The 25,422-nt window shown below is 41.3% G+C and carries 15 protein-coding genes and 1 pseudogene; 5 read left to right on the forward strand and 11 right to left on the reverse strand.

Features of this window, described 5'->3' with window-relative positions; translation table 11 throughout:
* Positions 1 to 59 precede the first annotated feature (59 nt).
* Complete coding sequence (locus CA265_05335) at positions 60 to 2,207, forward strand: alpha-N-acetylglucosaminidase (protein ARS39126.1); 2,148 nt, start codon at positions 60 to 62, stop codon at positions 2,205 to 2,207.
* Here the strand turns inward: CA265_05335 and CA265_05340 are convergent.
* The 7 genes from CA265_05340 to CA265_05370 all read right to left on the reverse strand — a co-directional run bounded on the left by CA265_05340 (position 2,149) and on the right by CA265_05370 (position 12,730).
* Positions 2,149 to 2,691: a hypothetical protein gene (locus CA265_05340; GenBank protein ARS39127.1), complete on the reverse strand. Its 543-nt coding sequence runs from the start codon at positions 2,689 to 2,691 to the stop codon at positions 2,149 to 2,151. The two genes, CA265_05335 and CA265_05340, sit on opposite strands and share 59 nt — an antisense overlap.
* Entirely contained in the window at positions 2,661 to 4,106 is a 1,446-nt protein-coding gene (locus CA265_05345) for a hypothetical protein (protein ID ARS39128.1), read from the reverse strand. The genes CA265_05340 and CA265_05345 overlap by 31 nt, the downstream gene beginning before the upstream one ends.
* A 28-nt stretch (positions 4,107 to 4,134) precedes the next feature.
* Complete coding sequence (locus CA265_05350) at positions 4,135 to 5,463, reverse strand: hypothetical protein (GenBank protein ID ARS39129.1); 1,329 nt, start codon at positions 5,461 to 5,463, stop codon at positions 4,135 to 4,137.
* 34 nt (positions 5,464 to 5,497) lie between these two features.
* Positions 5,498 to 7,327: a RagB/SusD family nutrient uptake outer membrane protein gene (locus CA265_05355; GenBank protein ARS39130.1), complete on the reverse strand. Its 1,830-nt coding sequence runs from the start codon at positions 7,325 to 7,327 to the stop codon at positions 5,498 to 5,500.
* 40 nt (positions 7,328 to 7,367) lie between these two features.
* Positions 7,368 to 10,802, reverse strand: a complete 3,435-nt coding sequence (locus CA265_05360; protein ARS39131.1) for a SusC/RagA family TonB-linked outer membrane protein — start codon at positions 10,800 to 10,802, stop codon at positions 7,368 to 7,370.
* Between the two features lie 145 nt (positions 10,803 to 10,947).
* Entirely contained in the window at positions 10,948 to 12,075 is a 1,128-nt protein-coding gene (locus tag CA265_05365; GenBank protein ID ARS39132.1) for a hypothetical protein, read from the reverse strand.
* 91 nt (positions 12,076 to 12,166) lie between these two features.
* Complete coding sequence (locus CA265_05370) at positions 12,167 to 12,730, reverse strand: RNA polymerase subunit sigma-70 (protein ARS39133.1); 564 nt, start codon at positions 12,728 to 12,730, stop codon at positions 12,167 to 12,169.
* Positions 12,731 to 12,951: 221 nt separating this feature from the next.
* On the opposite strand from CA265_05370, the gene CA265_05375 reads away from it, so the two are divergent.
* On the forward strand, positions 12,952 to 13,800 hold the full coding sequence (locus CA265_05375; protein ARS39134.1) for a hypothetical protein: 849 nt from the start codon (positions 12,952 to 12,954) through the stop codon (positions 13,798 to 13,800).
* A gap of 56 nt (positions 13,801 to 13,856) precedes the next feature.
* Here the strand turns inward: CA265_05375 and CA265_05380 are convergent, their stop codons facing one another.
* Positions 13,857 to 15,692: a RagB/SusD family nutrient uptake outer membrane protein gene (locus tag CA265_05380; GenBank protein ARS39135.1), complete on the reverse strand. Its 1,836-nt coding sequence runs from the start codon at positions 15,690 to 15,692 to the stop codon at positions 13,857 to 13,859.
* 21 nt (positions 15,693 to 15,713) lie between these two features.
* Entirely contained in the window at positions 15,714 to 18,920 is a 3,207-nt protein-coding gene (locus CA265_05385; protein ARS39136.1) for a hypothetical protein, read from the reverse strand.
* Positions 18,921 to 19,529: 609 nt separating this feature from the next.
* Between CA265_05385 and CA265_05390 the strand changes: the two genes are divergently transcribed.
* Both CA265_05390 and CA265_05395 read left to right on the forward strand, forming a co-directional pair.
* The gene (locus CA265_05390) at positions 19,530 to 21,365 is read left to right on the forward strand and encodes a hypothetical protein (GenBank protein ID ARS39137.1); all 1,836 of its coding nucleotides are present in this window, start codon (positions 19,530 to 19,532) and stop codon (positions 21,363 to 21,365) included.
* 532 nt (positions 21,366 to 21,897) lie between these two features.
* Positions 21,898 to 22,047 (forward strand): annotated as a pseudogene (locus CA265_05395) (heme oxygenase).
* Between the two features lie 75 nt (positions 22,048 to 22,122).
* On the opposite strand, the gene CA265_05400 reads toward CA265_05395, so the two are convergent.
* On the reverse strand, positions 22,123 to 23,568 hold the full coding sequence (locus tag CA265_05400) for a hypothetical protein (GenBank protein ARS39138.1): 1,446 nt from the start codon (positions 23,566 to 23,568) through the stop codon (positions 22,123 to 22,125).
* A gap of 175 nt (positions 23,569 to 23,743) precedes the next feature.
* On the opposite strand from CA265_05400, the gene CA265_05405 reads away from it, so the two are divergent.
* Entirely contained in the window at positions 23,744 to 24,013 is a 270-nt protein-coding gene (locus tag CA265_05405; protein ARS39139.1) for a hypothetical protein, read from the forward strand.
* Here the strand turns inward: CA265_05405 and CA265_05410 are convergent.
* Positions 24,000 to 25,289 (reverse strand): hypothetical protein, encoded by a 1,290-nt coding sequence (locus CA265_05410; protein ID ARS39140.1) that lies wholly within the window; start codon positions 25,287 to 25,289, stop codon positions 24,000 to 24,002. The two genes, CA265_05405 and CA265_05410, sit on opposite strands and share 14 nt — an antisense overlap.
* Between the last annotated feature and the right edge of the window lie 133 nt (positions 25,290 to 25,422).

Below are 25,422 nucleotides of genomic sequence, written 5' to 3' on the forward strand. Positions count from 1 at the left end.
TTTTTACTATTTATTTTATTTAGTTTCGGTCTTTTTGAAATTGAAAACCGAATAATTTTATGCGAAAATTTACCTGTTTACTTTTATTTTTAGTCCCTTTAAATCTTTTGGCGCAGCCGTTTAAGTCGGTACAGGAGCTGATCAAGCGGCGTACACCATGGTTGACAAACCAAGTGGTTTTTAAACAGCTGCAAAGTGGTCAGAAAGATGTGTTTGAGTTGAAGAGTATCGGGAAGAAACTAATGATTAGTGCTTCCGGCGCCAATGCTGCCGCAGTTGGATTGAACTGGTATCTAAAATACTATTGTAATCGCTCCATGTCGCACATGGGTGATAACCTTTCGGCAGTATATCCAATTCCACAGGTACAGAAGAAAGTTCGCGTTGAAGCTCCTGCCAAATACCGTTATGCTTTAAACTATTGTACGTATAACTATACCATGAGCTTTTACGACTGGAAAGATTGGGAGCATGAGCTGGACTGGATGGCTTTAAATGGCGTTAACCTGATGCTCACCGTAAATGGCATGGAAGCCGTATGGCAGAATACACTGAAGCAGATCGGCTATTCTGATCAGGAGATTAACGATTTTTTAGTTGGACCGGCTTATACCGCCTGGTGGCTGATGGGAAACATTCAGGGGTGGGGAGGCCCGATGCCTCAAAGTCAGATCGATGGTCGTAAAGCTTTACAGCAAAAAATGATGGCCAGGATGAAAGAACTGGGCATAGCGCCAGTATTACAAGGGTTTTATGGAATGGTTCCTGCATCTTTGAAAGATAAGGGTAAAGCGCAAATTATTGACCAAAAAACCTGGGGTGCATTTAAACGACCAGATATTTTAGTTCCTGATCGGGCTGACTTCACCAGAATAGCAGGTATATATTATGCTGAACTTCGGAAAGCATATGGAAAAGACATCCGCTTTTTTGCAGGTGATCCTTTTCATGAAGGTGGAATCACCGAGGGCATAGACTTGAAGGCAGCAGGCAAATCTATTCAAATGGAGATGCAAAAGAGTTTTCCCGGATCAATATGGGTTCTTCAAGGCTGGCAGGATAATCCCAAACAGCAAATGCTTGATGGCCTTGATAAGTCACATGTGCTGGTACAGGAGCTGTTTGGCGAATTCACCAACAACTGGGAGAAAAGGAAGGGTTACGACGCTACGCCATTTATTTGGAGTGTGGTAAACAATTTTGGCGAAAGACCAGGGCTGTACGGGAAACTGCAACGCTTTGCAGACGAAGTAGACAGGATCAGAAAAGGCCCGTACAAGGATGTTTTAAGCGGAGTAGGGATTATGCCGGAGGGGCTCAATAATAATCCGCCGGTATACGACCTGATGTTGGAGCTGGGCTGGAGAAATGACCATGTGGAGGTTAAAGACTGGTTGAGCAGTTATACTAAATACCGCTATGGAAACTCAAACCCTCATATTGATAAAGCCTGGCAGGGTTTTCTCGAAACCATTTATCAAAGCATTCCGGGTTATCAGGAAGGGGCTAGTGAATCGGTTTTTTGCATCCGTCCGGCACTTGATACGAAGGCTGTTTCTCATTGGGGCACCCGGGTGAGAACCTATGATCTTATAAAATTTAAAGAGGCGGCGCTGGAATTCGCAAAAGCAGCACCAGAATTTAAAAATTCTGATACTTACCAGATTGATCTGATCAATATTTTAAGACAGGTATTGGCCAATGATGGTGAGCAGGTTTTTCAGGCGATGATTAAGGCTTACCAGGAGAAAAACACGGAGCAGTTTACCAAAGTATCCGCTCAGTTTCTTGACATGATCCGTTTAACCGACGATCTGTTATCTGCACACCCTTATTACCGGTTGAATACTTACAAAACCCAGGCTTTAAGTTTGGGAAAAACAAAGGAAGAGAAAAAGCTGAACCTCCAAAACGCGATGATGCTGATCACTTATTGGGGCGAAAACAACCCGGCAGAAGATAACCTGCATGATTATGCCTATAAGGAATGGGGAGGCTTAATGAAGGATTATTACCTGGTTAGGTGGAAGATGTATATCGAATATTTACAGCAAGAGCTCCAGGGCAAGAACATGCAAGCTCCCAAATTTTTTGATTGGGAGCGTGCATGGGTAACGCAAAATATGGAACTCAAAGCAGAGAGGAAGGTTAAGCCTCTATCTGAGGTAGTTGCTGAAGTTCTAAAATTGAAAACAGTTGCTCAATAACCTGATGAGGCTGATCACTAATGATATTCCTGTTGTCTAAAATAACAACAGGAATATTGTACCTTTTTAACTGTTCAATCTGCTTTAAAGGTGTTCTGGGTTTGCTCAGGGCAATCAGAATACCGTCAACCCTCACATTCATCATGTTTTCGAGGATTTGTCTTTCCTGCTCGGGTTTTTTAAATGACTGACCAAATATCACATTGTAATTTTTGTTATGGGAAAAGCGCTCAATTTTACTCAGGATAGAACAGTAAAAAGGTTCAGCAATATCCGGAAGCACAACACCTACGGTAAAGGTTTTTCCCTGTTTCAGGAATATGGCATTCTGATTAGGATGATAGTTTAACTCCTCGGCAATTTTATTGACCCTCATAGTAGTAACAAGTCCGATGCTTGGATGCCCTCTGAGGGCTCTGGATACTGTTGAAGGATTTATCTTTAGCCTTCTGGCTATATCTTTGATGGTAGGGATCTTTTCCATTTTTTTAATAGGTTAGCGTAAAACTTTGAACTGACGATTTTTAAGGTAGAATTGGCATCCTGACCGCTTGATTTTTTCCAGACCTGGAAATCTGTGATTGGACTACCATTGGTACTGTTCCAGATCCATTGCGATTTTTCCATGCTAAAATAGCGGTTATGGTCAATGAGGTTATCACTTCCGCTTGAGGTATACTTATGCACAAGAACATCTGCAGGTCCTGCATAAACACGGTTGTATTTGATCACATTACTATCGCAGTGTTCTGTCAGTCTGATTTCTCCTTCTATTTCTCCGAATGCACCTAACACGCGGTTGTTCTGAAATAGAGAATTGTTCATTATGCTGCAGTTTTTGGTGCCCGAGATGGTGTAATTTAAATAATCACCCAGATAAATACCGGCACGGTAACAGTTGTAAACCAGGTTGTTCCTTACGGTAGTGGTCCTTGTCGGATAGATATTGCTTTCGCTAACCAGGCCGATTCCTCTATCACTTTCGTAAACAATGTTCCTTTCAATCAGGGTATTGGCGCCTCCGCAAACATAGATGGAGATGGCACCATATCGATCAGCTCCCCATGTTTCAGGGGTTTTAGTCATGCTGTTGTGGTGAAAAATATTGTCGCTGATGACCCCGTTTCGGGCATAATTGGTGGCTATAGCTCCCTTCGGATTGAGGCCGTCGCCACCGGCAACAATAACACCAATGTTCTCGGTATCATACACTTTATTATTCCTGAAAATGAAGCCATCTATATTTCCTGCGAGGGTTACATTTTCGCTGGTTCCGGTTTGCGTATCATGAACGGTGCAACCGGTAATCGACAGGTTTGAAATGGGGGTATCACTGCTCCCAATCACGAGTATGGCATGTCCACTTCTGCCCTGAGCAAGGGTAGTGGTATTTTTAATGTTGTAAATGTTGCAGTTTTTAACAGCAATATGCTGCCCGCTGCCGTAAATGGCAATGCCCTGGGGATCTGTATTAACCATAGCACTATGCAGGTTGCAAATGTCAAAACCATCAATGCTTACCCAGCTCATGTTGCTAAGCGTAACTAACGCCTGCCATCCGGTAACTTCGATTTTGCTGCCATCAATCACAGGTTTTTCTTTCGGGTAATTTTGAAGGCTGATGGTTTTGCCTGGCTTGCCTGATTTGGGGAATTTTACCTGCTGATGGTAAGTTCCACCCCGCACCACTACCTGATCTCCTGGCTCAGCTTTACGTAGTGCTGCATTAATGGTTTGAAATGGCGCGCTGATGCTTCCTACATTCGTATCCGAGCCGTTAACGGATACGTAATATTTGTGCGCGTTATTTTTAATTTGAAATGTAGCCGCAAATGTTTTACCAGCACAGACCAGGGCCTGTGCTAGTAAAAATAGGTCTAAAAAACAGTAAAATTTCATGTATTATTGAAATTAGGACTTGATTAAATTATTCTGAAACGATCTTTCTGATCCTGTTGTTGTTTTTGTCGATTACATAGACCGTCCCGTTTTTGTCTACAGCAACTCCGCCAGGTGCACTGAAGGAAGCCTGTTGTCCAAATCCGTCTGTGGAGCCTGCCACGTTGCTTCCTGCAAATGTGCTCACCTGGTAGGTATTTGCCTGGATTAAGCGGATACTTTGATCAGGATTGCTGGTGCTTCCACCACCGGTTCCGTTACCTGCCACATAAATATTATCGTTGCTATCTATGGCAATGCCCCATGGGTAAGCAAATTGCGCCGATTTGCCATCGCCGTTTAAATAACCTACTTTGTCTTGCTGCCCCGCAACAATGCTTCCCTGCCAGCTACCGGCATTAAATTTTCTAATCACCTGATCGCCATGCGCAGATACGAATAAATTACCTGCATGGTCAAATTTAATTCCGGCAGGATAATTAAGGCCCGAAATGGTTTCCTTGGTGCTACCCTGGGCATCGATCTGATAAACGCTTCCCGGGCTCGAACAGCTCGCATAGTAGACTTTGCCACTGCTTTTGTCAAAAGCAACGCTCCATGGTGCCTGACTGCCAAAACCCCATGTCTTGGCCTGTCCATCAGGGGTGATCATTCTGATGTCCCAGTTGCCAGGGTCTACACAATATAGGTTGCCACTGCCATCAATCGCAAGGTCATAAGGCAAAGAAAAATTTGCAGCAGTGCCTTTACCATCTGCATAACCAGCAACTGCAGGATTACCTGCCAGGGTACTCACGTTTCCTTCGGGATCGATTTTACGGATACAATGGTTACCTGGATCTGCTACATAGATATTGAGTTGATCGTCTACCACAATGCCGGAACTTCTGTACCAATTTTGCCCTGAAAAGTTGAAAGAGGCATCTGTTCCTTTGCCATTGGCAAATCCTGCGTTACCAGAACCTGCAAGGGTTGTAACTGTTCGTGTATATTCATAATTAAAAATGGCCACACTTGAAGTTTCTTTATTTTCTATCTTCACTTTTATCGGACCTGATTTCGATTTTTTCGGCACCACTACCATGATCTGCGTCGCGCTGGCCCCAATTACTTTAAGCGACAGGTCATTTAAAGTCACAGCGATTTTGGAGAGATCAGAAGTGAAGTTAGTTCCGGTAATGAGTACCTCTGTGCCACCGCCACCTTTTTTGGGAATAAAATCTGAAATAGCGATTGGAGAAGACGGATTATAACCGTCGGTTTTATCTTTTTTGCAGCCTGCAATAAGGAGCAGGAAGCAGATCGTATAGCTTAACAAGCGCGAACGCTCTGCCGTTATATTGATGAATCTTTTCATGTAATTCTGATTTAAATACATTATGATGCTTTAATTACCAACCTGGGTTTTGTACCAGCGCCCTGTCACGGTCGAGCTGGTATTGAGAAATAGGGAAGAGGTACATCTTGTTCTCCCAGGCTCTTTTTTGGAATAACGTGCGCTTGTAAAAACCGGTAAAACCAAATCCCAGTCCCCCGTCATCTTCATTCACATTCATGGTATAGATATTTTGATTTTCGGGAGCACCCAATTGTAGTCTTCTGATCAGCGTATAATACCTGTCGCCTTCGAAGCATAATTCTACCTGTCTTTCTTTAAGAATGTACTTTCTCATGAGTTCCTTATTTCCAACAGCATTAGGATATACAGTTTCAATTCCCGGGAGGCCAGCCCTGGTTCTAACCAGGTTTAGCGTTTGCACAATCTCAGGATTCGAAGGATCATACTCATTTAAAGCTTCGGCATAATTGAGCAGAATCTCCGCATAGCGCATAATGATGAAGGGCCTGTAGTTGGTAGCATCCTGCCTGATGTTATCAGCCGGGCTGATGTTTTTTAGAAAATTATAACCCGTGATGTTATTGGTAATTCCGGTGGCTTTGGCGCCAGCTTTACCCGAATAATAAAATTCTACGCGACCGGTACCATCTACATTGCCGGCTGAAGAATAATAATTTTTGTCATCAACAGTAGGCGCAGGCAATACCGGACGGCCATTGTATTGGATATATGCATAAAAACGGGCTTCCCTGTTGGCATACATATTCCACTGTCCTTTTTTATGCCCCCAGCTCTGATCGCTGTTGTTTTCTGCAAAGCCGGTTTCGGTATATTGCGATAAAGGATCATCAATAGCGCGTCCATTGTTCATGTAAAAGGCATCCACTACATTTTGAGTGGCATTGTACAGATTGATTCCCCCCGGATTAGGTGAAGATGCTTTGGTGTATCCCCAATAGTTCCATGAATTTCTGGAGAACAGGATCTCGCTGTTCCAATTGGTGAGGAAAAGATCCCTTACTGAAAAATAAGGATCAAACCTGGTACCACCGTTATCCAGATTGGTGAATAATTTAAAAGCATTGAGGTTTATCACGGCTTTCGCAGCATCTGCGGCAATTTTCCATTTATTTGGATCAAATGATGTGGGAGCAAGTGCCTTTCCATCCTGATTTTTTAGCGAGCTGAATGCCGGGTTTCCGTTCCATAGTGGACTGGCTGCCCAAAGTGCAAGTTGTGATTTTACTGCCAGGCAGGTTCCCTTTGAAGGTCGGCCATAGTTACTGGAAGAAGCCCAGTTTACCGGCAGATCAACGGCTGCTTCATCCATTAATTGATTTACGTAGTCTTTGCATTCATCAAAAGTATTCCTGGGATATTTGTTGAAATCCTCATCAAGGGCAAGGGAACCCGTTAATTTTACCACCGGTCCGTATTGTTTGATCAATTGCCAGTAAAACCAGCCCCTTAAGAATTTTGATTCTGCTTTGTATTGCGTTTTTAAAGCTGAACTCAGCTGCGACTCAGGTACTCTTCCTACATTGGCTTCAAAAATAAAAGTTGACCGGATGCCGGTGTAATAAAGGTCCCAATGGTCATAATAGGCGTTTACAGGGCTCCAGTTCCCGGCAACCATTTGCCTGATATTTGTACCCGGGATAGAAACAGATGCTTCATCGCTAATGCCGATATGTGCAAAGTCGATTTCGAGCACGGCACCATAAATGTTATAGAGGTAGGATTCTGCATTTGCCCGGTTGCTCCAAAGGATATCTGAAGTAAGAAGGTTATCTGGCTTTTCGTCCAGGTGTTTACAGGCCGATAGGATACTTGTTAAAAACAATGTCCCTGCTGCTATCATGATTAAATATTTACTTTTCATCAGAATATTTTTTAATGCTTATAATTGATCAATATGTCTTTTAAAGGGATGCTTTCAGTCCCAGCGCAAATGTTCTCAAAGGCGGATAGCCTGCCGCGTTGGCGCCAAGTTCCGGATCCCATAATTTAAATTTTGAGAAAGTGAGTAGGTTCTGACCCGAGAGATATAGATACACTGACTTGATTGATATCCTGGTTAGAAAAGCATCCGAAAATTTATAACCTAAAGTGGCTTGTTTTAAGCGTACGAAGCTGCCATCTTTAGACCACCAGGTGCTAGGCTGATAATTATTGCTGTTCTGATTCGAAATCCCCAGTCTGGGATAATAGGCATCTTGCCTTGGATTTTCAACAGTCCACCTGTTTTCCAGAATAGCCAGCATACCAGAAGGGTACTGACCCATGCCTGTAAAAGGCACTATACCTGCTCCACTTGCTCCATCACCAGTTACTGCAGCACCATTGGCCATAAATGATACATCAGAAATACCCTGGAAGAAAAGAGAAAGGTCTACACCTTTATAGCCTACAGTAAATCCTGCTCCATAAAGTTTGGTTGGAACGTCTGATTTTCCGGTATACACCCTGTCGAAACTGTTGATCACCCCATCACCGTTCATGTCTTTGTACTTGATGTCTCCTGGTTTTAAATTTGTACCAAACTGGGTCGGACTTGCGGCAATCTGTTCGGCAGAAGTGAATAATCCCTCAGCAATGTACATCAGGTTGTCTCCTAATTTCTGCCCGGTTGCCTGCTGATAGGCATATAGCTGCCTGGGTTCATCCCTTTCGACGATCTTATTGTTGTTATAGGTGAAATTACCATAAAGGCGAAGCGATACCTTTCCAATCTGCTCGTTGTATTCCAAGTTGGCATCTACCCCTTGATTATTCATCTCTCCTAAATTGGCGAATACGGTTCCGGTTACCCCCAGGATTCCCGAGAGTGAGCTGCGGGCAATGAGGATATTTTTTCTTCTTTCTTTATACAGGTCTACTGTGATATTCAGTTTATTGAATAAACCAATTTCTGTACCGATATTGTCTTTGATCGCTTTTTCCCAGGTTAGGTTTTCTACACCGAACACACTTTCTGTAACACCATTTACGATAGCGCCATTAAAACCTAAACCTATAGAGCGACCTGGGCCATATTGACTCAGATAAGGAAACCTCTTCAATCCATTATAAATTCCAATCTGATCATTTCCTACAATTCCATGCGATCCTCTAATTTTTAGCAGGTTCACAGCAGCCGATAGATTTTTGAAAAAGGGTTCTTTTGAAATCACCCAGCCCGCCGAAACAGAAGGGAAAAATCCAAATCTTTTACCGGGTTCAAAGTTTTCCGAACCGGTATAACCTGCGTCAAATTCAAGCAAATAACGGTCTGCATAATCGTAAGTAGCCCTTACCGCCATGCCTTGGTTTTTGTAGGGGATTGAAGAAATCACATCTCCTGCGGAGCTAACCACCCTGGTGCGCATATTGTATAAAAATAAACCACCAAAATGATGATTGCCAAACCTGCGGTCGTAAGTGACATTGGTTTCCAGGTACATCTTTTTCTCCGCACTTGATGATTGTGAATAACCCAAAAACTGTTCTCCAATCCGCGATTGGTTAAGGATCAGGTTACCATCCGCATCTCTTGCACTGGCCAGGAAAAGGTTGTTCCTTCCAGTTCGCCTGTTGTCGTTTTCACTGTAAGAATCAAAGGAGAACCTGGCCATTGCGCTCAAGCCGGGTATAAAACGGTCTAATTTCTGATTGATGGAGAAAATGGATTGTATGGTGGGACGAAACTCTGTTGCGTAACCCGAATTTTGGATTTCATTGAGCGGATTACTGCCTCCATTGTTAAACGGCCCGGCCCATGAGCCGTCCGGGTACTGGATCGGGAAAGCAATAGGCGGGGTTAAATAGGCGTTATACCAGATTCTGCCAGCTGATAAACCTGGGTACCTGCTGCTCACCAGCATGGCGTCCAGATTCATTGACAAAAGCGTTGTCGGGCTGAGGTCGATGTCGAGATTGGTCCTGAAATCATATCTTTTAAAATTTAAATTTGGGTTATAACCATTTTGTTCGGTCACTTTATAACTGCCATCCTGATTATAAAAAGAGGCAGAAACATAGTACCTCACGCTTGGAGAACCACCGCTTACATTTAAATTGGTGTTGAAACCAGGAGCCCAGTCCTTATAGGTTGATTTGATCCAGTTTACATTAGGATAGAGATAAGGATCCAAGCCACTTGCAGTTTTCTGGATAATTTCTTCTGAATATACGGGTTGATTGCCATCGTTAATATTGGCTTCATTATAGAGTCTCATCCACGAAACACCATCCAGCATATTTGGTGTTTTAGTAAGGCCAGACATGGAGGCTTCAGTTTTTATTGAAATGAGCGGTTTACCGGCAGTACCCCGTTTGGTGTTGATGATTAAAACACCATTGGCACCTCTGGCGCCATATACGGCAGTGGCTGACGCATCTTTAAGTAAGGAAATGCTTTGTATGTCTTCCGGGTCGATGTTGTTGTAAGAGCCTCCGAAAGAGCTGTTTACATCATCCCGTTGTACACCGTCAATAATAATCAGTGGTTCTGTATTGCCGGTAAAAGTTCCTATGCCCCTGATGGTAAAGGAGGCATTGTCGTATCCTGGTTCACCACTTCTTTGCATGGAGATAATACCAGCTACTTTACCGGCCAACGAATTTGAAAGAGAACGGTTAGGAGTCTGCATATCCGACATATTGATGGTGCTAACGGCACCGGTAATGGTCACCTTCTTTTGTTTTCCATAACCTACAACGACTACATCCTCAAGGGATTTGTCTTCTTCTGTCAGGTTGATGCTGATTTCAGTCTGTTCGCCCAGAAGTATTTCTTTGGTGATGAAACCCACGATCTGAATCACCAGTGTTTCATTTTTATCTGCCTGGATTTTAAAGTTTCCATAAGCATCTGTAGAAGTTGCTTTTTTAGTGCCTTTGACGGACACCGTTGCCCCCGGAATAGGATTTCCTTTTAAATCGGTTACTTTACCCCGTATTTCCTGACTACTGAACATGCTGCTCAGTTTGTCAACAGCCTTGTCCAGAAGTGAAGTTTCTTTTGCTTTGATCAGAATGGTATTTCCATCAATTACGTAGGTTAAGGGGAGGTTACCCAGAATTTTTTTTACTGCAGTTTCCAATTCTTCATTTTCGATAGAAATGGTAATGGGGGTGATCCCGTTGATGACTTTTCTATCGAACAGAAAATTATATCCACTTTGATTATGGATCTTTTCTAATGCATTTTTTAATGATATCCGACGTTCATTAAGGGTAATGCGTTGCCCGAAGCTTGCCGCACTTACCTGCATTAGCGTTAAAAGAAGTATGATGGTGGTTAGGCGCATAATCATCCATATTTTACGGACATAACGGTTCGTTATACCCGATTTGCTGGCATAAAATCTATACATTTTGTTATATTTGGTTGTGCAGTGGCCGATCAGGTCAATTTGTTGGCAACTGCAGGTTTCGGTTGATAATTTTTATTAACTGGATGCCAGTAATTATCGGGGGTGTTTCCAGCACCCCTGGTGATTTGGCATAGTGGAGAAGTACTTATTTCATCACGGTTACCCTCCTTCCTTCTATTTTGAAACGGACTTCACCAACAGTTTCTATCCATTTCAGTACTTCCGACAACTTACTTTTTCTCGACACTAATCCATCCAGAATAGGTGTTGAATTAGCTTTTACATCAGGTTCATAAACGACATCAATATTGTACCATCTGGCGATTTTCCGCATGGCCGAATTCAAATCCTCTCCATCGAAGATGAAGTTGTCATTTTTCCAGCCTAATGTTTCTGCAGTATTTACCATTCGTAAGCTAATTGCTCCTACAGCATCAATAGAAGCTTGCTGACTAGGTTTTAACAGAATGGGGTTTTTATCCTGAGCATTTTTTAAACTTCGAACTTGCATACTTCCTTCTACCAGTGTAGTCTTGCTGAGTGGTTCATCGGCATAGTTATTAATGTTAAAGGAAGTTCCAAGGTCTTCGGCGAGCTGGCCAGCACTCATTACACGGAACGGCTGCTTCGCATCATGATTTACCTGGAAATAAGCTTCTCCGGTTAATTCTACCCGACGCTCTTTCTGCCCGGCGAAGCTGGAAAGGAATTTTAATGATGAGGCCGCATTTAACCATACTTTGGTTCCATCAGAGAGTGTGATTTGGTACTGGCCGCCCTTAGGGGTAGATAATACCAGTTGCTGTGCTGCTCCTTTGGCTGAGCCGATTTCGCTGATAGCTGTTCCGTCGTTATATTCCAGTCCGGATTTGTCAACCACTACTCCGCCTTCTAAATTCTTTAAATCAAACCTTTGTCCGTTTGCCAGGGTAACCGTTGCTTTATTACCACCAGGTTGAATATCGTGTAGCGCTAAATTATAATCAATGCGCTGGTTATGCAGGTAAAAATAAAGGCCGATGCTCATAATCACCAGCAGTGATGCTGCAATCGCAAGGCTTCGGCTTGATATTTTGAAATGTCTTTCTGCAGGTAGCGTACTGGTCATCTTCTTGATTATGAGCAGGTCTTCAAATAGTTCTTCTTCGGTTAAACCCAGGGGAAGATCTTTATTCCATTGTGCATACCAGCTCTCTAAAAAGGCGATTTCTTCAGGTGTACAGTTACCAGCCTGTTTTTTTTGTAAAAGCTTGCTAATTTCCTCTTTTTGCATGATTCTTATCGAGGGAAGGAGCGTACCTTCCGCATTCAGAAGTTAAAGACGAAGCAAAGTAGCCTTGGGGGTAAAGAAATTTTAAAAAAAATCAGAGCGACAGGAACATCATTGATCCAAGCCTGGTACGTAACACCCTTAATGCATTGTTTATTGTAGTTTTTACAGTTTGTTCGGAAAGGTTAAGCACTTTGGCGATTTCCTGATGACTGAGGAAATTCTTTCTGCTTAGTTCAAATATTTGACGGGTTCGCGTAGGGAGGTTGGCAATTTCCTGATCTATAATGGCTTTTAGCTGGTTTTGTCTGACCAGGTAATCGGTAGTGACGAAACCGGTTTCTGCAAAATCCTGAATGGACTGAGTGTATGATTTTTTTAACTTCTGCTTTGCCAGCAGATCGAATATTTTGTTTCTAACTGAAGTATAAAGATACCCGGAAAGGGTCGTTTTAAAAGTAATTTCCTCACGTTTAATCCATAAGGTGGTAAAGAGTTCATGCACCAGATCCCTGCATTCTTCTCTTAATTGAAGCCGTTTAAATGCGTGAATGTATAAAGCAGCATGATAGCGGTGATAAATTTCAGCGTAGGCCAGCTGGTCGCCTGACTTGAGTAAGTCTGCTAGTTCCTGGTCATTATGGTGTTTATAGGGCATTCTGTTTGGGATGCACTAACATACATAATTAATGCATATAGTCAAAAACTTAATGCTGTCCGTTTTTGCAGAGAAATGAGCTTACACTAGTTCTGCAATTCTTAGCTATCAAATGCTGACCTTTACAACAGGTATGCGTTAGTTATTTTTTGCTATGTTCCTTCCAACATTTATTCTTTTGATGTGTTTTGTTTATTTTTACTTTCAAATCAACCCTAATTATGAAAAAAATCTATCTATCGCTGCTATGCATGATAATTGCGCTCAGCAGTTTTTCGCAGTCCGCTGTTTCACAGCGGGTTGATGTGATCAAAAAGAGTAATGGTGAAGAACTAAAAGGAAAGATTATCAAAGTCACCGATGCTGAGGTTTCTTTTGTTTATTCCGGAGAAACCGCTGAATACATTATTAAAAAATCGGATATCTCCCAGATTACCCACTCCAGTGGCAGAGTAGAGATCATCTCGCAACAGGTATCTCCTTCAGAGACTAGAGGTAAGGATCCGGTTGCGATGACTGCGACTCCGGTTGACCATCACAATAAAATTGCAATCATCCCTTTTACCTTTTTGATGGATAACCAACCTGGTGCTGATGTTATTGGAATGAAGGCCCAGCAGGACGCTTTTGCTTTGCTTAGCCAGCATTCGGCCGGATATACGATATTGGATCCACGCTCAACCAATGCCGCCTTGATCCAGGCAGGTGCTACGCAGGATAAGCTGATCGGGTTTACGATGAAAAACCTATGCGATATCCTGGGCGTTGAATATATTATTCAGGGAACTGTTACCCAGAATAAGGGATATCAGACCAGTTTTAGCTCATCGAGTGATGATACCAAAATAAAACGGGGTGATGGTGACAAGGTAAAAGGGGTATCAAGTTATGGATCTACCAATAGTAATGCAGTACAGCGATATGATGTTAGTGTGAGTCTTCAGATCTACATGGACAATAATGCGAGTATCTATAATGAAAGTCACAAAGCCTTCCTGAGCAATACTGATGGATCCTACAGTGGTCCGCTCGAATATTTGTTAAAAAGATGCCCTTTATACCGTAAATAATTCATTTAAGGTGCATGCTGAAATAAAAAAACCGCAATTTTGCGGTTTTTTTATTGTTACCATCCGGGAGATTGTGCCAGATTTTTATTTAACACCAGTTCCTGAGTAGGGACGGGTTCGTAATAAAATTTATTAAGCCAGCCTGGTGGCGTACCGAAAAATTCGACATATCCAGAAGCTCCACCACCAGAAATACTTAATTTATTACCATAGTCAGCATTATTGACCCAAACACCCAGTTGCTGTTTATTTACGTAAGTTCCCTTTTTCCAGCGTTTCAGGTCGTTAAACCTAAAACCGTCTCCAAAAAGTTCAACACGTCGCTCTCTCCTAATTTCCCACAATAGGGGTGTTACATCAGGATCACGCTTGGGATCGAAAGATGCATTGATATCAGCAACGGTCATTTTTGGCAGACCAGCGCGGGGCCTTAATTTATTTATGGTCTGATCGGCTACTGCCTGCGTAAATAAGCCCAGTTCTGCCATAACTTCTGCATAATTTAACCAGATCTCTTCGATGCGAAAAAGAGGGCAATCGGTTGTGGCATAACTGCTTTTTGCATCAAGAGGCAATCGGTTGTAGCTTTTCCAGTAATAATAGCCTAGCTCACCCACCACTTGAGGTTGCCCAGAATTTGATTTTCTGAAATGTGGCGATTCGCTGATGATGGTTCCCGTTTGCATGGTTTGACTCCATTGGGCAATAGGCAGCGATTTTTTAATTGTATTCTCTGATTGAAATGTGGTAAACAGATCAATGTATTCTGCATCAGCAGCATTAGCATTTTTTTTCCAGGTATAGTTAGGATTGCCGATTACAACCTTATAGGGCGGAACAACCGTATACAGCAATCGTCTATCGCGGTTACGAAATTCGTTGTACATCGTCTTGTCGCCTGCATATACCGCACTGCTTCCAATTGGTCGTCCATCGGTACATAAATAACTTTCTACTGCATCCTTTGCCACATCAATATAACTGTTGGCACTTCCTTGCAACCTTACTCCCGAAAAGTGGGTGGTAAGGTTTGCCGCGTATTGCTTAAAAAGGATAATCCCTGGTTTTTTACTTAAATCTTCCAGGTTATAAAGATCATCATAGTTGGCCATGCAGGTGCTAAAGTTATTCATCAACTTTTCTGAAGCCGTTTTGCTGGCTTGCAAGTACACATCGGCATTGCCTAATGCATGGTATTTGCGCCAGGTTCCTTCAAAAAGGCCAAAACGCGATATTAAGTACCTTACACAATGTATATTGATTGTATTATCTCCATCACCGTCTGCTTTAATGTGTGTTTCAGCGAAGTTAAGATTATCCAGTATGTTTTTGGCCACCACATCGCGAGGGGTCCTTTTGCCAAAAAGTTCTACAGTGGAGGTGTCGCTTAGTTTATGTTCAATCCAGGGCACATCGCCGTAAGCCGCAATTAAATCGTAATACCGTAAAGCCCTGAAGAAGTAGCCTACGCTGCGCCAATGGTCCTTATCGGCCTGTTTCATTGCAGATTTATCGATATTATCAATCATCACATTTACCTGGCGCACATAATCGAAATTCCAACCCGAAGTGCTTAACGATCGGGTGCGACCGCCATCGCCGGGTATTATTTTGGTTTGATAGGCGTACTCTGATTGGCTACCCGCTAATGTTCTGGCCAGGTTATCAGAATTGGCATCACTGCTCAAAAGTGCCGCTGGATAACCATCGCCATTAACTCCGTATCCATCAAAATAATCGTACATTCCCCATGCGTAGGTTTTGAAATTGTCGTAGTTGATAAAAGCTGTTTCCTCGGTGAGTTCAATAACAGGAGTTTTATTTAAAAAGTCCTTTTTGCATGCTGCCAAAAGTAAGGGAGCAACAAAAAATAGGTATTTTATATTTTTCATGATTAAAATCTTTATCTTTTATTAAAATGTAGTATTTATACCGAAAGAGGTTTTTCTTAAAAAAGGATAACCCATGCCAGAACCGAGGTTAGTTAATGAGGGGTCTAAACCCTTGGGTAAATGGTTAAAGTTGAAAGGATTTTCTACACTGCAAAACAACCTGAAAGTATTGATGTGCAATTTGCTCAGTAACGATTTTGGCAGGTTGTAGCCCAATGCTAAATTGGCCATCTGCAAATAAGCGCCATTTAACAGATAACGACTTTGTATGGTGTTTTGATTGTAGCTTTGGTTACCAGTGGCTTTATCGTAAAGTCTGGCGTAATGAGCATTAAGGTTATTGGGCGTCCAATAATCGAGCGTATTGGCCACAACAGTAGAAAAACCACCATAATTTGGTGCGGTAAGCGTAGTGGCCATAAAGTATTGACGTTTGCCCACGCCACGTAGTACGAAGCTGAAATCGAAATTTTTATAGCTTAATCCACCGTTTATGCCAAACTGGTAGCGTAAGGTATTATTGCCAATGATGGTACGGTCACCCGGATCGCTGGTCGTTCTTAAGCCTTCAAAAACTTTACCATCACCATTCAGGTCTTTTAAAAGTACGTCGCCTGGATTTGGCAAGATCCCCTGATAGGTAGGGACACCGGGTTTTAAGGCGCCGCCAGTTAGATCTGCTTTTAAGCTTCCAGGTACAAAATCATCAACGGTGTAAAGCCTGTCGGTTGTATAGCCCCAGATTTCGCCTAATTGCTGGCCAACGTAATAGTAGCTAAGGAAATTATTGTCGTTTCCGCCAAATTTGGTAATCTTCGAGGTAAAATCGTAGAGGTTAGCACCAATGTAATAGCTCAAATCTTTACCGATTTTATCCTGCCATGAAACATTAACTTCATAACCTTTTGAGCGTAGACTTGCGGTATTTTGTAGCGGCGCACCCGTGCCCAGCACAGCAGGTAAAGAAATGGCACCTTCGGCAAGGATATTTTTGGTATCTCTGGTGAACCAGTCAAAACTTCCGCTTAACCTGTTGTTTAAAAAGCCAAAATCTATACCGAGGTTTAGGGTGCGTACAGTTTCCCAGGTAAAATCAGAGCTGATTAAATTAAGTTCGCCTAAGGAGGTTAAATATGACCCTGCTCCATTTAACCAATGAGGCTGAGAGGAGGTAAATGTTGGGATAAATTTATATGCGCCAATATTCTGATTCCCCACCTCACCAAGCGAAGCTCTTAATTTGAAGTTAGACAGCCATTTAGCATGTTGCTTTAAAAAATCTTCTTCAGATACTACCCAACCGATTGAAGCGGAGGGGAAAATACCAAAGCGATGATTTTCTGGAAATTTTGAAGAACCATCATACCGTTGATTTAATTGAAGCAGATATTTGTTTTTGTAATCGTAGTTTAATCTCCAGAAAAGACCTGTTAAGGAGAATGCTGAATAGCTATTTGAGGTATTTATTGGGCCAGTTGCGTTTACCAGCGATGGAAATTCGCTCGAAATCATGCCATTTCTTGATACATCTGTAGCCTGATAAATGCTTTCTTCTTTATTAAAGCCAGCTAGCAGCGAAAAATTGTGATGACCAAATGATTTTGTGTAGTTACCAAAAATATTTAATGCATTATATATGGTTCCTCCATTAAATAACTGATAAGTGCCGTTTCCACTGGTTTGTTCCTGAAAATTATACGGACTCACTGTTTGAAAGGCTTTATTGTAATTGGTCACATTATTGTTCAGCTTATCGTAAGTGTACTCGCCAGTAATCGTAAGTCCGCTGATGGGTTTGAGGATCGCACGGCCAGTAAGTCTGATATCATCACTTTTATTGAGGTTGGGTGAACCATTTAATACAATATATCTGGGTATGCCGTTTATGCCGACTACACCGTTAGAGGCTGGTATGGTTGCATCTGGCGATATTAATGGTAAAGAGATGCCAAAGGGCATATTCGATGGGGTAGAGGTAATCGAATTAAAATATTGCGCATCTAACTGGGTACTTAACCATTTGTTTATATCGGCATTAATGAACGATTTAATATTATAACGTTTATAGTAATCCTGTTTTGCTTCTGGAACCACAACTCCCTTTTCATTTGCACTGCCGTAAGCCAAACGATAAGTAATTTTATCAGTTCCGCCGGTTACTGAAAAATTATGCTGAAATTGGGGTACGTTTTTAGCCAGGTAGCCATCAATTAGGCTTCCCGCCCGAACGGGATAAACTGTTGTACCCACGTTTGCGAGTCCGTTTGGATATTTATCGGGGTTGGCTTTCGCTTCGTTGTAAACCTGTATCCAGGTATCAACGTTTTGTAACGACCAGTAGCCCACGGTTCCCATGTCTTTTAAAGATTGTAAGAACTGCTCTGGCGTAGCCTGATCTGGGAGGTTGGTTGGACTAGCCAAAATAATGTTGTTGCTATAATTAAACTGGGGTTTTTGATTAATTTTCCCCTTTTTTGTGGTCACCAATATTACCCCGAATGCCGAGCGGCCTCCGTAAATGGCAGCAGATCCTGCATCTTTTAATACTGTTACGCTTTCGATGTCCTGAGGATCGAGCTGACTTAAATCGCCATTAAGCGGTACATTGTCTACTAATACCAATGGCCCGGAAAGATTAATGCTGTTTCCGCTCGTATTCAAACTGGTAGCGCCACGCAAATTGATGGAACCAACTGTACCCGGTTTGCCGCTGCCTACACTCACCTGCAGTCCAGGCACTGTTCCCTGCAGCAATTGGGTTGTACTGCTCACCGGCCTGTCGCGTAAAACATCATCCATCTTTACTGTGGCAATAGCACCTGTTACTTTTGCATTACTTTGGGTACCATAACCAACAACAACCACATCATTGAGTGTTGCATTATCTGGTTGCAGGCTAATGTTTAGGTTAGAAATATCACCAACCAACCGGCTAAGGGTTTTATAGCCCACAAATGCGATACTTATGCTATCCTGAGCATTGGCCTGCAGGCTAAATTTTCCTTGTGTATCTGTACTTGTAGCCTTGTTAGTCCCTTTGATTTTGATTACGGCGCCGATTAAGGGTAACTGTTTTTCGTCTAAAACCTGGCCGTTTAAAATCTTTCGCTGTGCATTGGCAAAAAGACTGAGGCACACTAAAAAGATTAAGGTTGTGATGGTTTTACCTGGACTGAAAAAATGATGTCTCAGGTCGTTGATAATAATTATTGGGTATTTTTTTTGCATAATGAGTGGAAAGGGAAATTTTCCCTGATAAAGTTTATCGTTAACTGTACTGGTTATTTATTTAATCAGTATTTGACTAAATGATGTTTACGAGGTGGGAGTAGGAGATCAATCAGCATGAATAATTTAATTTGCTGAGGTAACAAAGGCGTGAAGGAATAATCATCTTTATTAAGTATATAAAATCTATAGAATTAATAGTCGAAAATATGATAAAACATCGGTTTCTCTTGCCAGTGAAGACCAACTTGTTAAAAAGCGGGTCATTTGGATTAAAATATGCTAACTTTTGTTATTTAGATGGGTAAAATATTAGTTTGGAATATACAGGATCTCTTGGTAAGAACGATAGTCGTTTTAAGTTGTAACGTGGGAAATACCGTAGGCCGGACTGGAGATTGGCCGAAGATTTTTGTTTAAAGGAAATGCAGACCATTCGTTACCTTTATGTGATCAGACATAGTGTGTATGCTATTTTTACGCTGGGTGGGAGGAAGGAAAGGTGAGGTTAAATATGATCAGGCGATGAAAGGAAGATAAAAAAAAGGCTACATGGCAACTGTTTTTGCTGGCACACTCCAGGAACAATATCAAAAAATAACTTGAACTATGGACAGAAAAGACTTTATTAAAAATAGTTTTTTAGCCGCGGGGGCAGTTTTACTTCCCAATGCAGTTTGGGCTTTTGACAAGAACTCCGCGGGCAGCGCTGCAGATGCGAATAAATTTGTGTCCATAGCTAATTTAAGAAGATTTAAACGTGCGGAGAATGGGTTAAGGTTTTTCGAAACAGAATTGAATATTTCTAAACCTAAAACCTTCTTAAAGCTACACAGGAAATATTTCATTTCAGAAAACACGGCAGGAATCTGTACGCCTGCTTTGCTGGAGACCTGGAACAAGGAAAATCTGGTTTTTATCCCCGAACTCTATAGAGATAAAAAATACAATGGTTTTATCATAAAGGTCTGTGAAAATGGATTGTGCGAAGAAACCATGATATTTTCACACGAGAATCAGGGTTATTATGCTTTTTGGGGCAAGGAATACCTAGGTGGCCCGACATTGTACCACTATGATATGGAAACATTTCACCTGATGCGTATGCACAGCGAAAATGGGCAATGGATAAATCACAAGGTTATGCCGATGTATCCGGACGAAATTGCCGTACTCTACCGGCAGCAGTTACAGCAGTTAGGGCAGGGACAGCTTTCTCAGCAGTTCGGTCATGATTTTGAAATACGTAAAGATGGTTTTTATCAATTGATGGCCTTAAAACGCAGTTGGGAGCAAAACATCGTCACCAAAGAAAAAGAAGTTTATGAAAAAGAAAATCCGGCACCGATCTATTTAAATTCAATAACTACAGAACCTGAAAATGTTAGATTTGATGGCTATACAAATCCGTTTGCACCAATTTATTGTGAGGGGGATAACCTGAGTTACGCAATCTTAAAGCCAGCAATTATTTACCAGGAGGTGGCAGGTACAAAAATAGAAATAGCCAACATGCCTGCTTACAAAACTCAGGATGATATTGGAGATTGTAAGGCTTTTAGTTTAGCTGCAATATTGCAGCACTACACTTGCCAAAAATGGAAAAGTGATATCCCTGATTGTAAAAATCCTCCTGCTGATATGGCCATATCCTATTTTGGGTTGATGGCTTATACAAATCAGGCCGCAGATGAGGATTATACCTTTCAGCCCAATCAAAAAAGCGGAAGAGGGATGAATGATGTTATCAATGATCTGGGCGTGAAGTACTACAATAGTTTAATATTGGAGAGTTGTAATCCTTTTGAAAACCTGACAAAAGAATTTAGCTTAAATGGTAGGAACGGACTAATCAAAAGAGATGAATTCTTTAATTATCTGAAAAATATTTTTGGGAAGTTAAAAGATGGCGACCTGGTAAAAATAAAAGACTGTAGCGATGAAGTTGAAAAACTTAATGCTTACGTAAATTTGAATTTTAATCAAAAAACGCTTAAAACAGCTCTGACTAAAAAAGATTTTGACCATTTTTTATTTACATTATTTTTTAGCGATTGTAAAAGAGAATTATTTCCACCGGGTTTTAGTGCTGCTGCATTTCCTTTAGATTCAATGAATGTCTCACCCGATGATGTCAAAAAGCAGATCTTAAAAGGATTAAAACTTGGAAAACCAGTCCTTTTCCCATCACTATGTATTTCACAGGATAAAGGCGAAGGATGCAGTATGTCACATTCGCTAGTTGTCTCTGGCTTTAAGCAGGTTAAAAATGGAAATACTAAAAAAGATGTGTTTAAATTACACAATTCCTGGGGGCCAGAGTGGCAACAAAAAAATAATGATGGATGGGTAGATGCAGATATTTTATGCCAAAATACTGTAAGAACGAATTCAGGCAAGGGATATCGCATCGACTCAGGAAGCGTAATTTGGTTAGATCCTTAAAAGGAGTGTAATCAGCTAGTGAACGCTGGATGTTTTTTTGGCATGCCTATAGCGAGTCGCGTCTTTCGCTGTATCTTCCTGCGGGAGGATGTCGCTGCACCCACTCACGCATTTTCGATTGAAGTAATAACAACACAGAGAAACGTGATGTCTTGATCGTTAGTATGCTGTTGTCCCTTGAAGAGTTTCGCAACCCGTGGTATTTTATTTTCCAAAAGCATGTCGCTTCTTTCTCTGAGAGGGAAATATTCCCAGAATTAAGGCCGTCATATTTTTCTCCCTTTTACATTGTTAGGTAATTAATCATGTAGATTCACTTTGGATTTTTTAGTTTTGCGCTGCAAACCTACTGGTCTGCACTTTTATCTAAAATAGCGCTTTCAGGATTGAAGCACTTTTTTTTTGTGAATTGACTTGTATTATGACAAGTGGGATCTAAACCTCCGATTAATTGATTTTTGGCCTTGTCAATGCATTTTCCTTGATGTGTAAAAAGCCCTGCTACAAATTCTTTTTTAGGTGGCTAAATATTGTACCACAAATCGAAAATGCAGTGCAGGCACTGAGCGCCTTGTATGTATTGGAAGGCTCGATCATGGGCGGAAGCATCATTGTAAAAATGCTCGAAAAAGGAGGGGTTACCAAAGGCGTTTCTTTCTTCTCGGGCTATGGTGAAGCCACTGGCATTAGGCACCGTTAATAATTCGGTACCTTTTTAACCAGTTTGATTTTCGATCCCCTTTTTGTAAAAGTCAAATTACGGGTTAAGGTTGTTTATATCTACGCCAGTCCACTTTTTAGGTGCGCCCCAATCTGGCTTATCTAAATCGCAGAAGTCATTTAGTTGTTTCATGGTCAAACTAAGCGCTGCGGTCATTTCAACTACTCTCTGTTTATATCCTGCGTTTTCCGCCAGATTTTGCATTTCTAATGGGTCTGTTTTTAAATTAAAAAGCTGCACCGGATGCTGGCCTTTTACATTGTAAAGAATAAGTTTAAAATTGTTTTTTACATAGGCACGTTGGAGGTTACGATAAGCAAAAAAAGCAAAATCGTGACCCTGAAAACCAGTATCACTAAAGGCTTTAGCCAAAGACTGACCTCCCACAGTTTTAGGGATATCGATATTGGTGAGTTCGCAAAGCGTTGGGTAAATATCATTCAAATACACAATAGCATTTTCTCTTTTGTTTGCTGGAATGCCAGGACCGCTAAATATCAATGGTACCCTTATCGATGATTCATAAGGGTTCTGTTTTCCCAACAATCCCTGTTGACCGACTGATAATCCATTATCCCCGGCCAGTACAATAATGGTGTTTTTATCTTTACCTGCAATTTTCAAGGCATCCATAACACGGCCGATCTGATAATCTACCTCGCTCACCATTGCATAATATTTGGCAATTTCTGTTTTTACAGCTTCTTTAGTCCGGGGAAAGGGCAAAAGTGTTTCATCCCTGATCCGAAGTTCTCCATTATCGAAAGGATGCTCAGGGAGATAATTGGCAGGTAGAGATACATCTTTGGCTGAATAGCTATGTCCATACCAGGTTGGTGGCGTACGTGGGTCGTGGGGAGAGGTAAATGCCAGGTACATTAAAAACGGCTGGGTAGAGGTTTTCTGTTTGTCAATAAAATCAATTGCAGCATCCGCAAAATGGATGGAGGAATAATTATCGCCCCAAAAAGGCTTGTCATATTTGCCGGTCGTATCGTAATGAAATAATTCCGGCCGGTATTGCCCACCATTATCAGGAGGGTTCATGCCGCCTATGTGAATATTTTCGCCTGCGGCAAAAGAACGGTTTAATGATTTTGTATCCTGATGCCATTTACCTGTTTGAAAAGTGAGGTACCCATTTTCTTTAAACAATTGCGGAAAAGTAATGTCCGATTCAGGAATATAAGCGCCGTCTTTTCGGATATGAAAAAGTGTTTTACCGCATAGGATCATGGCCCGGCTCGGTTGGCATACCGCTCCATTAAGTGCACCCATGATGTGTGCGTTGGTAAAGGAAGTTCCATTTTTTACCAATTTATCCATAGTAGGTGTCACAATTTCTTTATTTCCAAGAGCATGGATAGTTTGATAGGTCTGGTCGTCAGTAATAATAACCAATACATTTTTTTTCTGTTGTGCAAGGGAAACTGTAACTGTACAAAGGAATATAATTAAGGAAAAAAACTTTCGTAACATCATTTATTTTGAAATTGTAATTATTGTTTTTATGAATTATTTAATGCCGTAGTTTTTGTTGATCAAATTTCACAGTTAGACCTATGCAAAATATTAAGATTTTATTTTTGATGGGATCCAGATAGTTCCCGTTGTCTAAATTGTATTTGCAGGTCTTTAAAAGCGAATGTTTTAAGGTATGGGCTTTGGCTTTATGTTTTTATCAGATTGTTTCGCTCCTGGTGATCAGAAGGCAATTAATATAACTGAAATGCATCTTTCGGCTTATCATGGCGTAGTTTCACTCCTCGTTACTCCCGATATGTGGCTCCATGAAAGAAGCATTGGTTACATATTGATGTGGCAACGTTTTATTGTTAACTTTTCTTTAGCAAAAATTGATTATAAAAGCCCGATTCTTATTACGAATCGGGCTTTACCTTATTTAATCTTTTTTAAAATGTACTAAATTTGAATTTTTGATTGTTGGCACCACCATAACCCCAAAGGCCAGGCAGGGTTCCGTTTGCGGTTGCACTACCCGGAATATCAATATTTTTGGATGGTACATTGCGTGGAGAAATGATATAATAACCACCCTCAACCGGGAAGATATTAAACTGCTGAGAGGTTGTACCTGTGTTTGTTCTAATTTCAAGTTTAGTACCATTCGCGATACCACCACCCACTACGGTAAGTACCTTTCCTGGTGCATTTAACGGCGATAATATATAATAACCACTGGCATTTTTGGTCACATTCCACCTTCCGTTACTGGTGTTTACATCTGTCCATAAAATGACCTGCGTACCATCTGCCGTGTAATTCCCGGATACGTTCAGCACCTTGGTAATATCCAATGCTGTAGAAATTTCATAATTAGTATTTGCAGGTAAGCCAACATATGTAAAACCGGTATACATGTGGTTGATGCCTGCAATATCTGCAGGGCTCATGTTTGGTGAAGGAAAGCAGGTCTCATAACGAGATCCATCTAATTTCGTTATCTTTTGGGGACTTCCGATTGGATCTGCGGCGTACATCAGAATTGATTCGATATCTAATGGAGTACCAATAGTTGTATAACTTGTTGCCGAAACCTTATTATAGTTGTATGCACCACTTGGATCAATGTTGTCATAATTCACAATGATATAATCATCTCGGTCTGGGCGGCACATTTCATGATTTGCGCCCAATGAATGGAATATTTCGTGGATAATGATGCCGATAGTATTATAATTTACCAAATTCACGGTCTGTGCCCCACCGATCATTCCTATTGGCGAAGTATTACCAGTGGACTTCATGAAATTAATGTAATTGGCCTGAGTAGTTCTTTGCACAAATGTTACCGGAGAAACCCTGCTAATATATGCCATCGCCTTTAGAGAAGCAGCTGTATCGGCACCCAGACCCGATAAGTTATAATAAACTATACCACCTGGCCAGCGCTTAGCTAAAGCATTTATTACCAGTGCCCGCTCTGAGGTAGATACGTTTTTGTTGCTGTTAATTTTTATTAGATTAAACTGTTCTTTACTAAGTGTGATATCATCGGCGAGATAATATACTCCGTTGTCTTCTTTGATCTGAATGTTATTGCCGTCGAAATTAAAGGTATGCATTTTTGCAGATCTGTTTGCATCAACCACTTCGTTAGTCACGGCATTTTGCTTTTTACAGCTTAGGGCTGAAACAGACAAGAGTGCTGCCATAAAAAAGTTTAAATAGTTTTTTTTCATTGCTTTTTTAATTAAGGTTTAGTTTATAGATTAATTTATAATTGCGATAGAATTTTTTTTGCTTAATGATATGCAAGCATCCCAATCCACTTTTCATTTGACAACCTATAGAAGTTTCTTATTGACTAAGGTT

This window comes from Sphingobacteriaceae bacterium GW460-11-11-14-LB5 (assembly GCA_002151545.1).
Classification (GTDB): Bacteria; Bacteroidota; Bacteroidia; order Sphingobacteriales; family Sphingobacteriaceae; genus Pedobacter.